Origin of the sequence: Phaeacidiphilus oryzae TH49 (assembly GCF_000744815.1) — a bacterium.
In the GTDB taxonomy this organism is placed as follows: domain Bacteria; phylum Actinomycetota; class Actinomycetes; order Streptomycetales; family Streptomycetaceae; genus Phaeacidiphilus; species Phaeacidiphilus oryzae.
In genome coordinates, this window is the sequence record NZ_JQMQ01000005.1 from 1,699,242 (window position 1) to 1,714,158 (window position 14,917).

The 14,917-nt window shown below is 71.3% G+C and carries 13 protein-coding genes; 12 read left to right on the plus strand and 1 reads right to left on the minus strand.

What is annotated here, in order from left to right; genetic code table 11:
• Window positions 1-101 precede the first annotated feature (101 nt).
• From BS73_RS11845 to BS73_RS11885, 9 genes are all read left to right on the plus strand, one after another.
• On the plus strand, window positions 102-1,031 hold the full coding sequence (locus BS73_RS11845) for a TetR family transcriptional regulator (RefSeq protein ID WP_037571603.1): 930 nt from the start codon (window positions 102-104) through the stop codon (window positions 1,029-1,031).
• Window positions 1,032-1,448: 417 nt separating this feature from the next.
• Window positions 1,449-2,819: a crotonyl-CoA carboxylase/reductase gene (gene ccrA, locus BS73_RS11850; protein WP_037571605.1), complete on the plus strand. Its 1,371-nt coding sequence runs from the start codon at window positions 1,449-1,451 to the stop codon at window positions 2,817-2,819.
• Window positions 2,820-2,833: 14 nt separating this feature from the next.
• Complete coding sequence (locus tag BS73_RS11855; RefSeq protein ID WP_037579190.1) at window positions 2,834-4,879, plus strand: protein meaA; 2,046 nt, start codon at window positions 2,834-2,836, stop codon at window positions 4,877-4,879.
• Window positions 4,876-5,859 carry an HpcH/HpaI aldolase/citrate lyase family protein gene (locus tag BS73_RS11860; RefSeq protein ID WP_037571607.1) on the plus strand — a complete coding sequence of 328 codons (984 nt, stop codon included), beginning with the start codon at window positions 4,876-4,878 and terminating at the stop codon, window positions 5,857-5,859. Before BS73_RS11855 ends, BS73_RS11860 begins: the two co-directional genes overlap by 4 nt.
• Window positions 5,860-5,996: 137 nt before the next feature.
• Entirely contained in the window at window positions 5,997-6,506 is a 510-nt protein-coding gene (locus BS73_RS11865) for a MaoC family dehydratase (RefSeq protein WP_037571609.1), read from the plus strand.
• 1 nt (window position 6,507) lies between these two features.
• A complete protein-coding gene (locus BS73_RS11870; protein WP_037571613.1) occupies window positions 6,508-7,731 on the plus strand; it encodes an acyl-CoA dehydrogenase family protein in 1,224 nt (407 codons plus the stop codon).
• A gap of 353 nt (window positions 7,732-8,084) precedes the next feature.
• The gene (locus tag BS73_RS11875; protein ID WP_037571615.1) at window positions 8,085-8,750 is read left to right on the plus strand and encodes a phosphatidylserine decarboxylase; all 666 of its coding nucleotides are present in this window, start codon (window positions 8,085-8,087) and stop codon (window positions 8,748-8,750) included.
• The gene (locus tag BS73_RS11880) at window positions 8,737-9,615 is read left to right on the plus strand and encodes a CDP-alcohol phosphatidyltransferase family protein (RefSeq protein WP_407675000.1); all 879 of its coding nucleotides are present in this window, start codon (window positions 8,737-8,739) and stop codon (window positions 9,613-9,615) included. The genes BS73_RS11875 and BS73_RS11880 overlap by 14 nt, the downstream gene beginning before the upstream one ends.
• Window positions 9,616-9,699: 84 nt before the next feature.
• Window positions 9,700-10,389 carry a GntR family transcriptional regulator gene (locus BS73_RS11885; RefSeq protein WP_037571616.1) on the plus strand — a complete coding sequence of 230 codons (690 nt, stop codon included), beginning with the start codon at window positions 9,700-9,702 and terminating at the stop codon, window positions 10,387-10,389.
• 239 nt (window positions 10,390-10,628) lie between these two features.
• Here BS73_RS11885 and BS73_RS37285 read toward each other — a convergent pair whose 3' ends face one another.
• Entirely contained in the window at window positions 10,629-11,366 is a 738-nt protein-coding gene (locus BS73_RS37285; RefSeq protein ID WP_037571617.1) for a FadR/GntR family transcriptional regulator, read from the minus strand.
• A gap of 114 nt (window positions 11,367-11,480) precedes the next feature.
• Between BS73_RS37285 and BS73_RS11895 the strand changes: the two genes are divergently transcribed.
• Genes BS73_RS11895 through BS73_RS11905 form a run of 3 tightly spaced genes read left to right on the plus strand, consistent with a single transcriptional unit; the run spans window position 11,481 to window position 14,698 of the window.
• Window positions 11,481-12,386 carry a proline iminopeptidase-family hydrolase gene (locus BS73_RS11895; protein WP_235215382.1) on the plus strand — a complete coding sequence of 302 codons (906 nt, stop codon included), beginning with the start codon at window positions 11,481-11,483 and terminating at the stop codon, window positions 12,384-12,386.
• On the plus strand, window positions 12,383-13,774 hold the full coding sequence (locus BS73_RS11900; RefSeq protein ID WP_037571619.1) for an APC family permease: 1,392 nt from the start codon (window positions 12,383-12,385) through the stop codon (window positions 13,772-13,774). The genes BS73_RS11895 and BS73_RS11900 overlap by 4 nt, the downstream gene beginning before the upstream one ends.
• Before the next feature lie 6 nt (window positions 13,775-13,780).
• Window positions 13,781-14,698 carry an acetamidase/formamidase family protein gene (locus BS73_RS11905; RefSeq protein ID WP_037571621.1) on the plus strand — a complete coding sequence of 306 codons (918 nt, stop codon included), beginning with the start codon at window positions 13,781-13,783 and terminating at the stop codon, window positions 14,696-14,698.
• Window positions 14,699-14,917 lie beyond the last annotated feature (219 nt).

Sequence of the window (14,917 nt, forward strand, 5' to 3'; positions counted from 1 at the left end):
GGACATCGGCCCCGGCCCCGGCTCGGACCTCGGCCCGGCCGGCCGCGCGGGCCCCCGCTCGCCCGGCCGGGTCGGCCACCTGCACGTGTACCGTTCCCACCATGGAGAAGGGCACCCAGGAGACCCCGGCCACCCCGTCCGGCGCGAGCGGCGCCGGCGGCGCGGGCGGTTCCAACGGCGCGGGCGGTTCGAACGGCGCGAGCGGTTCCAACGGCAACGGCGGCGGCCGGCGGGCCTCCGCCCAGCGGCTGCAGATGCGGCAGGAACTGGCGGCGGCCGCGATGGAGCTCTTCTCCACCCAGGGGTACGAGGAGACCACGGTCGACCAGATCGCCGCCGCCGCCGGGGTGGCCCGGCGCACCTTCTTCCGGTACTTCCGGTCCAAGGAGGAGGCGATCTTCCCGGACCACGAGGAGACCCTGGTCCGGGTGGCCGACCTGCTGGCCGCCTCGGACCCGGACGAGCACCCGATCGACGTGGTCTGCCGGGGCATCAAGGAGGTGCTGCGGATGTACGCCGCGGCGCCGGCCGTCTCGGTGGCCCGCTACCGGCTGATCCGCCAGGTGCCGACGCTGCGCGAGCGGGAGATCACCGTGGTCGCCCGGTACGAGCGGCTGTTCACCCGCTACCTCCTGGGCCGCTTCGGCGAGCCCTCCCTGGGGGGCCGCGCGGGCCGCGGGGACGACACCATGCTGGCCGAGGTGTCCGCCGCCGCCGTGGTCGCCGCCCACAACCACGTGCTGCGGCGCTGGCTGCGGGCGGGCGGCAAGGGGGACCCGGAGGCGCAGCTTGACCACGCCTTCCGGGTGATCCGCCGGACCTTCTGGGCGGGCGCCCCCGGCGAGAGCACTGTGGCACGCAGTGCCATGGACGGGGTCCAAGGGGCCCTGGAGGAGGCCGTCCAGTCCGCCGTGACGCCCAGCCCGTCGGGCGAGGTACTGATCACGGTGGCCCGTACCGACGCCCCGCTGAGCGAGGTGCTGGAGAGCGTCAGGTCCGCGCTCGACGGTGCCGGACGGCCCGCCCGATGATCGCCGAATGATCGCCAACTGATCGATCGGGGCTGGTGAAACCGGAGGCCGGAGGGGTTCGACGATCGATCGTCGAACCCCTCCGGCCGGTGCGGCGGCCATCCGGGTGACGGTCCGCGGAAGAGCGCCGGGAGCGCCGCCGCACCTACCCCGGCGGGCCCTCCGCGCGCCACGTGACACGCATCGCAGATTCCTGGCACGCGGTGTCTTTACGGATGGCACGGCGTGCCAGTACCTTGTTACCCACCGGTCACGGCGCAGCGGCTCCCACCAGGTGCGCCACCGGTATGCGCGACCGAAGACGCCGACTGCACCCACCGCAGGTACGCACGTACTGCGACCACCGCACGCCAATCCTTCGACGAGCACCCTCACCCTCACCCCTTCACCGCCGGACCACCGCCGGAGGCAACCGCCATGAACGAGATCCTCGACGCCGCCCTCAGCGGCCAGGCCAGTTCCGAGGACTGGGCCGCGATCCAGATCCCCGACCACTACCGCGCCGTGACGCTCCACAAGGACGAGCAGGAGATGTTCGCCGGCCTCGACAGCCGGGACAAGGACCCCCGCAAGTCCCTCCACCTGGACGACGTGCCGGTGCCCGAACTCGGCCCGGGCGAGGCACTGGTGGCGGTGATGGCCAGCTCGGTCAACTACAACACCGTCTGGTCGGCCATCTTCGAGCCGGTCTCCACCTTCAACTTCCTCTCCCGCTACGGGAAGAGCTCGCCACTGGGGGCCCGGCACGACCTGCCGTACCACATCCTCGGCTCCGACCTGGCCGGCGTGGTGCTGCGCACCGGCCCCGGAGTGCAGCGCTGGAAGGCCGGTGACGAGGTGGTGGCGCACTGCCTCTCCGTGGAGCTGGAGAGCGCCGACGGCCACAACGACACGATGCTCGACCCAGAGCAGCGGATCTGGGGCTTCGAGACCAACTTCGGCGGCCTGGCCGAGATCGCCCTGGTCAAGAGCAACCAGCTGATGCCCAAGCCGGACCACCTCAGCTGGGAGGAGGCCGCCTCCCCCGGCCTGGTGAACTCCACCGCCTACCGGCAGCTGGTCTCCCGCAACGGCGCCGGGATGAAGCAGGGCGACAACGTCCTGATCTGGGGGGCCAGTGGCGGCCTCGGCTCGTACGCCACCCAGTTCGCGCTGGCCGGCGGTGCCACCCCGATCTGTGTGGTCTCCAGTGAGGCCAAGGCGGAGATCTGCCGGGCGATGGGGGCGGAGGCGGTGATCGACCGCCGGGCCGAGGACTTCCGCTTCTGGAAGGACGAGCGGACCCAGGACCCGCGGGAGTGGAAGCGCTTCGGCAAGCGGATCCGCGAGTTCACCGACGGCGAGGACGTCGACATCGTCTTCGAGCACCCGGGCCGGGAGACCTTCGGCGCCAGCGTCTATGTGACCCGCAAGGGCGGCACCATCGTCACCTGCGCCTCCACCTCGGGCTATATGCACGAGTACGACAACCGCTACCTGTGGATGTCGCTGAAGCGGATCATCGGCTCGCACTTCGCCAACTACCGGGAGGCCTGGGAGGCGAACCGGCTGATCGCCAAGGGGAAGATCCACCCGACGCTGTCCAAGGTCTACCCGCTGGAGGAGTCCGGGCAGGCCGCGCTGGACGTCCACCACAACCGGCACCAGGGCAAGGTCGGCGTGCTGTGCCTCGCCCCGCAGGAGGGCCTGGGCGTGCGCGACCAGGAGAAGCGGGCGAAGCACCTGGACGCCATCAACCTGTTCCGCGAGCGCAGCGAGCGGACCATCGAGCACAGCCGCAACGTCTGAACAGGGGGCGCATGATGACGGATCGTCAGACCGGACGGGAGCGGGAGCGGGACCGGCCCTGGCTGATGCGGACCTACGCGGGCCACTCCACCGCGGCCGCGTCCAACGCGCTCTACCGGCGCAACCTCGCCAAGGGGCAGACGGGTCTCTCGGTCGCCTTCGACCTGCCGACCCAGACCGGCTACGACCCGGACCACATCCTCGCCCGCGGCGAGGTCGGCCGGGTCGGCGTGCCGGTCTCCCACCTCGGTGACATGCGCGCCCTCTTCGACGGCATCCCGCTGGAGAAGACCAACACCTCGATGACCATCAACGCCACCGCCATGTGGCTGCTGGCGCTCTACCAGGCGGTCGCCGAGGAGCAGGGCGCGGACGTCGCCAAGCTCACCGGGACGGTGCAGAACGACATCGTCAAGGAGTACCTCTCCCGGGGGACGCACGTGTTCCCGCCCGGGCCCTCGCTCCGGCTGACGACCGACACCATCGCCTACGCGGTGGCGAACATCCCCAAGTGGAACCCGATCAACATCTGCAGCTACCACCTCCAGGAGGCCGGGGCCACCCCGGTCCAGGAGCTGGCGTACGCGATGTGCACGGCGATCGCCGTGCTGGACGCGGTCCGCGACTCCGGGCAGGTGCCCGAGGAGCGGATGGGCGACGTGGTCGGGCGGATCTCCTTCTTCGTCAACGCGGGCGTCCGCTTCGTCGAGGAGATGTGCAAGATGCGGGCCTTCACCCGGATCTGGGACCGCGTCACCTTCGAGCGCTACGGCGTCCGGGACGAGAAGCAACGTCGTTTCCGGTACGGGGTGCAGGTCAACTCGCTGGGGCTGACCGAGGCCCAGCCGGAGAACAACGTCCAGCGGATCGTGCTGGAGATGCTCGCGGTGACACTGTCCAAGGACGCCCGCGCTCGTGCCGTCCAGCTCCCGGCCTGGAACGAGGCCCTGGGCCTCCCCCGGCCGTGGGACCAGCAGTGGTCGCTGCGGATCCAGCAGGTGCTGGCCTACGAGTCCGACCTGCTGGAGTACGGGGACCTCTTCGAGGGCTCCAAGGTCGTCGAGGCCAAGACCGAGGAGCTGGTCGAGGGCGCCGAGGAGGAGATCGAGCGGGTGCTGGAGATGGGCGGGGTCATCCCGGCCGTCGAGTCCGGCTACCTCAAGGCGCAGCTGGTCTCCTCGCACGCGGAGCGGCGGGCCCGGATCGAGTCCGGCGAGGACACCGTGGTCGGCGTCAACGCCTTCACCGGCACCGAGCCCAACCCGCTGACCGCGGACCTGGACGCCGCGGTCCAGCAGGTCGACCCGGCGCACGAGAAGGCGACCGTCGAGGCCCTGCAGCGCTGGCGCAAGGAGCGCGACCCGTCCGCGGTCGCCGACGCGCTCGGCGACCTCAAGCGGGCGGCCGCGACCGAGCAGAACCTCATGCATTGGACGCTGGCCTGCGTGAAGGCCGGGGTGACCACCGGCGAGTGGGCGCAGGCGCTGCGCGAGGTGTTCGGCGAGTACCGGGCGCCGACCGGCGTCTCCTCGGCCCCGGTGGCCGTCTCCGCGGAGACCGACGCCGAGCTGGCCGAGGTGCGGGAGGCCGTACGGGCGACGGCGGAGGAGCTGGGGGTCGGCGCGCTGCGGCTGCTGGTCGGCAAGCCGGGCCTGGACGGCCACTCCAACGGCGCCGAGCAGATCGCCGTGCGGGCGCGGGACGCCGGCCTGGAGGTCGTCTACCAGGGCATCCGGCTGACCCCCGAGCAGATCGCGGCGGCGGCCGTGGCCGAGGACGTCCACTGCGTCGGCCTGTCCATCCTCTCCGGGGCACACGCCGAGCTTGTGCCGGACGTCATACGGCGCCTGCGGGCGGCCGGAGGGGAGGATGTGCCCGTGGTGGTCGGCGGCATCATCCCGGCCGCGGACGAGCGGGCCCTGATCGCCGAGGGGGTGGCGGCCGTGTTCACCCCCAAGGACTTCGGCATCACCGCGATCATCGGCCGGATCGTCGACCACATCCGCGCCGCGAACCAGCTGGCGCCGTACGCGAAGCGAAAGGAAGCCCACGCAGCATGACTGCTTCGAACGAGACCGCTGAGGGCGTGAGCCGGCTCCGTCCGCGCCGTTCCTGCCTGGCCGTGCCGGGCAGCAACCCGCGGTTCCTGGAGAAGGCCCAGGGGCTGGCCGCGGACCAGGTGTTCCTGGACCTGGAGGACGCGTGCGCGCCCGGGGTCAAGGAGAAGGCCCGGCACATGATCGTGGACGCGCTGAACACCGGTGACTGGAGCGGCAAGACGCGCGTGGTGCGGGTGAACGACTGGACCACCCACTGGACCTACCGCGACGTGGTCACGGTGGTCGAGGGCGCCGGGGCGAACCTGGACTGCATCATGCTGCCGAAGGTGCAGGACGCCGCCCAGGTGCAGGCGCTGGACCTGATGCTGACCCAGATCGAGAAGACGATGGGCTTCGAGGTCGGGCGGATCGGCATCGAGGCGCAGATCGAGAACGCCAAGGGCCTGGTGAACGTCGACGAGATCGCGGCCGCCTCGCCGCGGATCGAGACGATCATCTTCGGCCCGGCCGACTTCATGGCGTCCATCAACATGAAGTCGCTGGTGGTCGGGGAGCAGCCGCCCGGGTACGGCGCGGACGCCTACCACTACATCCTGATGCGGATCCTGATGGCCGCGCGGACGCACGACGTGCAGGCGATCGACGGGCCGTACCTCCAGGTGCGCAACCCGGAGGGGTTCCGGGAGGTCGCCGGGCGGGCGGCGGCGCTGGGCTTCGACGGGAAGTGGGTGCTCCACCCGGACCAGGTCGCGATCGCGAACGAGCTGTTCTCGCCCTCTCAGGAGGACTTCGACCACGCCGAGATGATCCTCGACGCCTACGAGTGGTGCACGTCCGAAGCCGGGGGCTTCAAGGGTTCCGCGATGCTGGGCGACGAGATGATCGACGAGGCCTCGCGCAAGATGGCGCTGGTCATCTCGGGGAAGGGCCGGGCGGCCGGCATGCAGCGTACGACGACGTTCACCCCACCGCAGAGCTGAGCGGGGCGCCTGCCCGAGCCCCGGTGAGGCCCGAAGGGCCGGTTCAGGGGCGCGGGGTTCCCCGCGCCCCTTGAGTCGCTGCGCCACTCGCGGGGCCGGGGGCGGAGCCCTGGGAGACGACACTGTTGGGAGCAACCATGCAATTCGGCCGCACATACGAAGAGTTCGAGGTCGGAGCGATCTACAAGCACTGGCCCGGGAAGACCGTCACGGAGTATGACGATCATCTCTTCTGTCTGCTGACGATGAATCACCATCCGCTCCACCTGGACGCCAACTACGCCGAGGAGACCACCGACTTCAAGCGGAACGTCGTGGTCGGGAACTACGTCTACTCGCTGCTGCTCGGGATGTCCGTGCCGGACGTCTCCGGCAAGGCGATCGCCAACCTGGAGGTGGAGTCGCTGAAGCACGTCGCTCCCACCTTCCACGGGGACACGATCTACGGCGAGACGACCGTGCTGGACAAGACCCCGTCGAGGTCGAAGACCGACCGCGGCATCGTGTACGTCGAGACCAGGGGCTACAAGCAGGACGGGACGCTGGTCTGCGTCTTCCGCCGCAAGGTGATGGTGCCGACCGCCGAGTACATCGAGGCGCGCGGCGGCGAGCAGCCGGGCCGCCCCGAGCCGCGAGAGGGGAAGTGACATGGCCGGCGGACGCCTGCAGCAGACGGACGGGCTGACCGAGGTCCAGCGGGACATCCTGGCCACGGTCCGGGACTTCGTCGACAAGGAGATCATTCCGGTCGCCACCGAGCTGGAGCACCGGGACGAGTACCCCACGAAGATCGTCGAGGGGATGAAGGAGCTCGGCCTGTTCGGGCTGACCATCCCCGAGGAGTTCGGCGGGCTGGGCGAGTCCCTCCTCACCTACGCGCTGGTGGTCGAGGAGATCGCCCGCGGCTGGATGTCGGTGTCCGGCATCGTGAACACCCACTTCATCGTCGCCCACATGATCAACGCCCACGGCACCCAGGAGCAGAAGGAGTACTTCCTGCCCCGGATGGCCGCCGGCGAGGTCCGCGGCGCCTTCTCGATGTCCGAGCCGGGCCTCGGCTCGGACGTGGCCGCCATCCGCACCAAGGCGGTCCAGGACGGCGAGGGCGGCGACTGGGTGGTCAACGGCCAGAAGATGTGGCTGACGAACGGGGGTTCGTCAACCCTGGTCGCGCTCCTTGCTCACACGGACGAGGGAGACCCCGAGAACACAGCCGCCCACCGCAACATGACCACCTTCCTGATCGAGAAGGAGCCCGGCTTCGGGGAGAACGAGAAGGTCCCCGGCCTCACCGTGCCCGGCAAGATCGAGAAGATGGGCTACAAGGGCGTCGACACCACCGAGCTCGTCCTCCAGGACGTCCGGGTCCCGGCCGACCGCGTCCTGGGCGGCGCCAGCGGCCGCGGCTTCTACCAGATGATGGACGGCGTCGAGGTCGGCCGGGTGAACGTGGCCGCGCGCGGCTGCGGGGTCGCCCGCCGGGCCTTCGAACTGGGGATCGCCTACGCCCAGCAGCGGGAGACCTTCGGCAAGAAGATCGCCCAGCACCAGGCGATCCAGTTCAAGCTCGCCGAGATGGCCACCAAGGTGGAGGCGGCCCACCAGATGATGGTGATGGCCGCCCGCAAGAAGGACTCCGGGGAGCGCAACGACCTGGAGGCCGGGATGGCCAAGTACCTCGCCTCCGAGTACTGCAAGGAGGTCGTCGAGGACGCCTTCCGCATCCACGGCGGCTACGGCTTCTCCAAGGAGTACGAGATCGAGCGCCTCTACCGGGAGGCCCCCATGCTCCTGATCGGTGAAGGTACTGCGGAGATCCAGAAAATGATCGTCGGACGGCGTCTCCTGGAGGAGTACCGGCTGGAGGGCTGAGGCGGGCTGAGCGCCGGTCGTGGGGCGGCAGCGCGTCAAAGTTGCGCCGATCATGGCACCCTTGCAGGGCGCGTGCGCTATTGTGCGGGCCCCGCGGGGGCCTGAGACCGGCCACAAGTCAGGTTCAGGCCAACCGGAGCTTGCCCCGCGCCCACCCGCTGCCGATAGCATCCCCCGGGACAGCAACCAGTAGTTGAGAATCCCAGCCACGAACCCCAAGAGCCCGCGGCCCCGCCTGCTGCCGACCGCGGCGTTACCCGAACTCATCAGCTCCGCACGGCACCCCCCGAGCGGCAGGAGGCCGGGTACCGCGCAAGGCAGTTCGGCACCGCGACCGCGACCAAAGGTCTTCGATGCCCTTCAGCCCGTCCCCAACCCCTCCGGCGCCCAGGAAGCCCCGCGCCGGCTACAGCCTCGCCCGGGGCGCATCCCCCTGGCTGCTGCCCACCGCGCTCACCGCGGCCGCCTGCACCGCCCTCACCCGGCGCAGCGGACGCTGGGCGGCCGCGGCGGTGCCCAGCGTGGCGCTCACCGCCGGAATGCTCTGGTTCTTCCGTGACCCGGAGCGCGCCCCCGGAGCCGGGCGGGTGCTCTGCCCCGCCGACGGCGTGGTGCAGTCGATCGACGCCTGGCCGGACGGCCGGACCCGGGTGGCGGTCTTCATGAGCCCGCTCAACGTCCACGTGAACCGCGCCCCGCTGGACGGCACGGTGACGTCGGTCGAACACGTGCCCGGCGGCTACGTCCCCGCCTTCAACAAGGACAGCGACCGCAACGAGCGGGTCGTCTGGCACTTCGACACCGAGCTCGGCGACGTCGAGATGGTGCAGATCGCCGGCGCCGTGGCCCGGCGGATCGTGCCGTATCTGGAGCCGGGCGCCAAGGTGGAGCGGGGTGACCGGGTGGGTCTGATCCGGTTCGGCTCGCGGGTCGACACCTATCTCCCGCCGGGGATCGAGCCCGGAGTCGAGGTCGGACAGCGAACGAGCGCCGGGGTGACTCGCCTTGACCGTGACTGATCCGGAATCCCTGACCAGCCGGCAGGACGAGGACGACGAGGTGCTGGACACCCGTCTGGTCCGGCTCCGCTGGCAGCGCGACCGCGAGCTGCGCGAGCCGCTCGGCCCGCAGCAGCTCTCCACCGCGGACATGCTCACCCTGGGCAACGCCGTCTGCGGGTTCCTCGCGATCTACTGCATGACCACCCGGGTGCTGATCCCGCACCTGGAGGGGGTCGACGTGGGCAGCTCGCGGCGGTCGGCGGCGACCGCGGTGATCCTGCTGCTGATCGGCGCCACCTGCGACCTCTTCGACGGGCTGGTGGCCCGCAAGCTGCGCGGCTCGGCGCTCGGCGCCGAGCTGGACAACCTCGCCGACCTGATCAGCTTCGGACTCGCCCCCGCCTACTTCGTGCTGGTGTGGGGGATGGTCTCGGACAGCGGGCACCAGAAGGTGTCGGTGCTCACCGCGATCGTGGTGATGATCGCCGTGGTGCTGCGGCTGGCCAGATTCTCCTGCGTGAAGCTGCGGCCCGGGGTGTTCCAGGGCATGCCCTGCCCGATGGGCGCGCTCACGGTGATCTCCATCGTGCTGCTGAACCCGCCGTTCGTGCCGGCCGTGATCGGCATCGCGGCGGTGGCCGGACTGATGGTCAGCCGGGTCGAGTACCCGAAGCCGCGCGGGATGCTCGCGGTGGCCACGCTGTGCTGGATCGTGGTCGCGGTGGGCTGCCTGGCGGCCTGGGCCTCCGGGGCGCCGGACGGGTTCGCGCTGCTGAAGGTCGGCGCCGGACTCCAGGTGGCGCTGGCGCTGATGGCCCCGCTGCTGGTGCTGCGCCGGAAGGTCGGCGCGGTCCGGGCCAGGCGCGCGGCCTCGCGGGCCTAGTCCCCTTCGCCCCCTCTCCGCCCCGGAACGGCAGGTTGCCCGTTCCGGGGCGGATTGCATACGACGGCCTCTACCCTGTTGGCCATGGCCGACTCAGTGTCCGTGAACGACGCCCGTTCCCGCCGGGTCGCCCGGCCCGCGCCGCTGCGCCAGGCCGTCTACGACGCACTGGTGGAGCTGATCATCAAGGGCGAGCTGCGGCCGGGGGCGCACCTCGTGGAGGCCGAGCTGGCCGAGCAGCTGGGCGTCAGCCGGCAGCCCGTACGGGAGGCGCTGCAGCGGCTGCAGACCGACGGCTGGGTGGACCTGCGCCCGGCGCAGGGCGCGTTCGTCCACACCCCGACCGCCGAGGAGGCGGAGCAACTGCTCAGCGTGCGGGGCATGTTGGAGACCCACTCGGCGCGGCTGGCCGCCGGGGCCGGGCTGGACGAGGCGGCCATCGCCGGCCTGTGGGAGCGTCAGGACGAGGGGCTGGCCGCGCTGGCGGCGGGGGACGTCGAGCGGCTGGTGGCGGCCAACTCGGCGCTCCACGCGGCGATCACGGAGCTGGCCGGGAACATGGTGCTGAGCGAGCTGATCGCGCTGGTGGACCGGCGGGTGCGGTGGTACTACACCCCGCTGGCGAAGCCGCGCGGCAAGGACGCCTGGAACGAGCACGCGCGGCTGATCCGCGCGATCTCCAAGGGCGAGGGCGACCGCGCGGCGGACATCATGTCCCGCCACACCGCTCGCACGACGGCGGCGTACACACGGCACCTCCGCGCCGGGATGTAGCCCGAAGGGCGAACCCGGGGGGAACTGCGCGGCCCGCGATGCCGCCGCCCCGGATGCAGCGCCGCAGGCGCGCATCAGGGGCGCGGGGAACTGCGCGGCCAGCGGCTTACGGCGCCGCAGCCGGGTGCGGAGTTCGGGTTGCAGTCCAGGCGCCCGTGGCCGGATGCAGCGCCGTGGAGGGCTGGGCTCGCAGTTCCCCGCGCCCCCTGATGCGCGCCTGCGGCGCCGCCTCCGGGGCGTCACTCCGGGTGCTGGATGCGGGCCGCCAAGCGGCGGAGGGCCTCCTCGGTGATGCCGAAGTGAGCGCGGGCGACCTTCGCGGCCTGGTCCGCGTCGCCGGCGAGAACGGCCCGCGCCAGCGCATGATGCTGGGGAGCGGCCTCGTGGTAGATGGCCCAGGTGTACGGCTCGGCGGAGACGCCGAGGCTGACCTCCCACAGCAGGCGCTCATGCAGTTCGATCAGGCGCGGGTTGTGGGTGGCCCGGGCGACGGCGAGATGCAGCGCGGTGTCGTGGCCGCGGGCCTCGTCCGGTGAGGCGGCCGCGTCGAACGCCGCCAGCGCGGCGGTGATCGCCTCGCGGTCCTCCGGCGTCGCCCGCTCCGCCGCGGTCCGCGCCACCAGGCTCTCCACCAGCCGCCGGTAGTCGAAGAGCGCCTCGAAGTCCGGCCACCGGTCGACCAGCGCGGCCCGCACCGCGCTCTCCGTGCCGGCCGCCCAGTCGGCGCGGACGAACGCGCCGCCGCCGCGGCCCCGGCGGATCTCCAGCTGCCCGGACTCGGCCAGCGAGCGCAGGGCCCCGCGTACGCTCTCCCGGCTGACCTCCAGGGTCGCCGCCAGCTCGCGCTCGCTCGGCAGCCGCTCCCCCACGCTGAACTCGCCCAGCGCGATCGCGGTGGCCAGCCGGTGGGCGATCTGCTCCGCGGTGCTGGGCGCGTGCAGGGGACCCAGCGGCTGCCGATGCCGTTCCTCGCTCACGACCACCTCCTGTCCACGGGGAAACCTACACGTTACAGAAAAAGGTCTAGGCAGTAGACCTTTAACCGCATACGCTGCCGTGACGTCCCACCCCACCGCTCTCCGAGGAGGATCGTGACCGAGGGATACCTGCCCTTCCGCGGCCACCGCACCTGGTACCGGGTGTCCGGCTCGCTGGACTCGCCGCTGACCCCGCTGGTCGTGCTGCACGGCGGCCCCGGCTGCACCCACGACTACGTGGAGTCCTTCGCCGAGCTGACCGCCGCCACCGGCCGCCCGGTCGTCCACTACGACCAGCTGGGCAACGGCCGCTCCAGCCACCTCCCCGAGGCCGGCCCGGAGTTCTGGACCGTCCAGCTCTTCCTCGACGAACTCGACGCCCTGCTGCGGCATCTGGGCATCGAGCGGGACTACCACCTGCTCGGCCAGTCCTGGGGCGGGATGCTCGGCGCCGAGCACGCGGTGACCGCGCCCGCCGGGCTGCGCTCGCTGGTGATCGCCGACTCCCCCGCCTCGATGCCGCTCTGGCTGGCCGCCGCCCAGGAGCTGCGCTCCCGCCTGCCGGAGGACGTCCAGCGGACGCTGACCGAGCACGAGGCGGCCGGCACCACCGACTCCCCCGAGTACGCCGCCGCCGTCCGGGTCTTCTACGACCGGCACGTCTGCCGGATCCCCTGGCCGGACGGGGTGGCCCGGACCTTCGCCGCCATCGACGAGGACCCGACGGTCTACCACACCATGAACGGGCCCAGCGAGTTCCACGTGGTCGGCACTCTCCGGGACTGGACGGTGATCGACCGGCTGGACCGGATCACCGCGCCCACCCTGCTGATCACCGGCCGCCACGACGAGGCCACCCCGGAGACCGTCCGGCCGTACGCCGAGCGGATCGCGGACGTCCGCTGGGAGGTCTTCGAGGACTCCAGCCACATGCCGCACGTCGAGGAGAAGGAGGCCTGCCTGCGGGTGGTCGCCGAGTTCCTCGCCCACCACGACGAGCAGACGGAGGAGACCGGATGACGACGGCACCGCAGCAGGACGCCGAGGCCGCCCTCGGCTCCTTCGGCTACGCCCAGGAGCTCAAGCGCTCCCTCTCGCTGGCCGATCTGATGATCTACGGCCTGGTCTTCATGGTGCCGATCGCGCCGTTCGCGATCTTCGGCGTGGTCTACAACGGCGCCAAGGGCATGGTCCCACTGACCTATCTGATAGGTCTGGTCGCGATGCTCTTCACGGCGTACAGCTACCGGGAGATGTCCCGCGCCTTCCCGATCGCCGGCTCGGTCTACGCGTACGCCGGCCGCGGCATCAACGACAAGGTCGGCTTCCTGGCCGGCTGGGCGATCCTGCTGGATTACCTGCTGATCCCCACCCTCCTCTACGTGATGAGCGCGGCGGCGCTGAACTCGCTGGTCCCCGGGATCCCGCCGTGGCTCTGGGTGGTGGCGTTCGTACTGGTCAACACCTCGGTCAACTTCTTCGGGATCGAGTCCACCGCGCGGCTCAACAAGATCTTCCTGATCGCCGAACTCGTGGTGCTGGCGCTCTTCACGGTCTTCGGCCTGATCGCCGTGGCGCAGGGGAAGAACGGCGCCCACTTCTCCTTCGCGCCCCTCCTCCAGCCCAAGCTGGTGACCCCGGGGCTCATCTTCGGGGCACTGTCGGTGGCGGTGCTGAGCTTCCTCGGCTTCGACGGCATCTCGACACTGTCGGAGGAGGTCAAGAGCGGGGACCGGCGGCTGGTCGGCAAGGCCACCGTACTGGCCCTGCTGGTGGTCGCGGGCCTCTTCGTGATCCAGACCTATGTGGCGGCGCTGCTGGTCCCCGGCAAGACGGCGTTCGCCGACGGGGACGCCACCAACTCCGCCTTCTACGACATCGCGCGGATCGCGGGCGGCAGCTGGCTGAAGATCACCGTCGCGGTGGCCTCCGCGCTGGCCACCGGAATCGCCAACTCGCTGGTCGCCCAGGCGGCCACCTCGCGGCTGCTCTTCTCGATGGCGCGGGACCGGAAGCTGCCGGCCTTCCTCGCCCACATCCACCCGGTGCGGAAGGTGCCGGAGCGGGCGCTGCTCCTCGTCGGCGGGCTGTCGCTGGTGATGGGACTGGTCTTCGTCGGCCAGGTCGACCTCCTCTCCTCGCTGGTGAACTTCGGCGCCCTCTTCTCCTTCCTGCTGCTGCACGTCTCGGTGGTCACCCACTTCGTGCTGCGCAACCGCAGCCGGCGCTGGGGGCTCCACCTGGTGATGCCCGCGGTCGGCTTCGTGGTCATCGGCTACGTGCTGGTGAACATGGACGGCCGGGCGCAGCTCGGCGGGATCGCCTGGCTCTGCGTGGGCGGGCTGATCCTGCTGTACCACCGCTTCTCGGGGCGGAACACCGAACTGGCCATGAACCTGGAGGGCTGAGGACCGATGCGTTTCTCCCGAAGCGGCGACTCGCTGCACAACGCCTGGGACCGGACGATCCCGCCGATCGCGGAGATCGAGCCCGGCGCCGAACTCACCGTGGAGACCGCCGAGTCCAGCGGCGGCCAGCTGACCGCCGGCTCTGCGGCGGCCGAGCTGGCCGGGATGGACTTCGGACGGCTCAACCCGGTCACCGGACCGTTCCGGATCGCGGGCGCCCGGCCCGGGGACGCGCTGGTCGTCGACATCCTGGAGATGGGGACCGGGAGTTGGGGCTGGACCGGCTGCATCCCCGGCTTCGGTCTGCTGGCCGAGGACTTCCCTGAGCCGCATCTGCGGGTCTCCACCATCGGGGCGGACGCGGCCGAACTGCTGCCGGGCCTCCAGATCCCGCTGCTGCCGATGGTCGGCACCATCGGGGTGGCGCCGCCGGAGGACGGTCCCCACTCGGTGGTCCCGCCGCGCCGGTGGGGCGGCAACATGGACATCCGCCATGTCGGCGCGGGCGCCCGGCTGGTGCTGCCGGTCGGCGTCGAGGGCGGGCTGCTGTCGCTCGGCGACGTCCACGCGGCGATGGGCGACGGGGAGGTCGCCGGCACCGGTGTGGAGACCGACGGGCTGGTCCGGCTGCGGGTCGGGCTGCGCCCGGGCGAGGCGCCGGTCACCCCGTACGTCGAGACCTCGGCCCGCTCCCAGCGCGAGGGGCGGGCGCTGGCCACCACCGGCATCGGCCCGGACCTGATGATCGCGAGCAAGGACGCCGCGCGAGCGCTGGTCGACGAGATCGTCCGCCGGACCGGGCTGGCGCCCGAGGACGCGTATCTCCTCGCCAGTGTGGCGGCGGACCTGAAGATCTCCGAGATCGTGGACGCGCCGAACTGGGTGGTGACGGCCCACTTGCAGTTGGAGCTGCTGGCCGACTGAGCGCCGCTGATCTGCGCCCCGCGATCGCGTAGCGATCAAGGGGCGCGGGGAACGGCGCCGCACCCGGCAACGGAGATCGGATTGCAACCCATTCGCCATTGCCGAGTGCGGCACCGTCGCGGCCGGGCCGCGCAGTTCCCCGCGCCCCTGGTTCTGCGGCCCCGCCGCGACAACCCGCAGGCGGGTCAGGCCCGCCCGCTGAGGTAGCGCCGAAGGCGC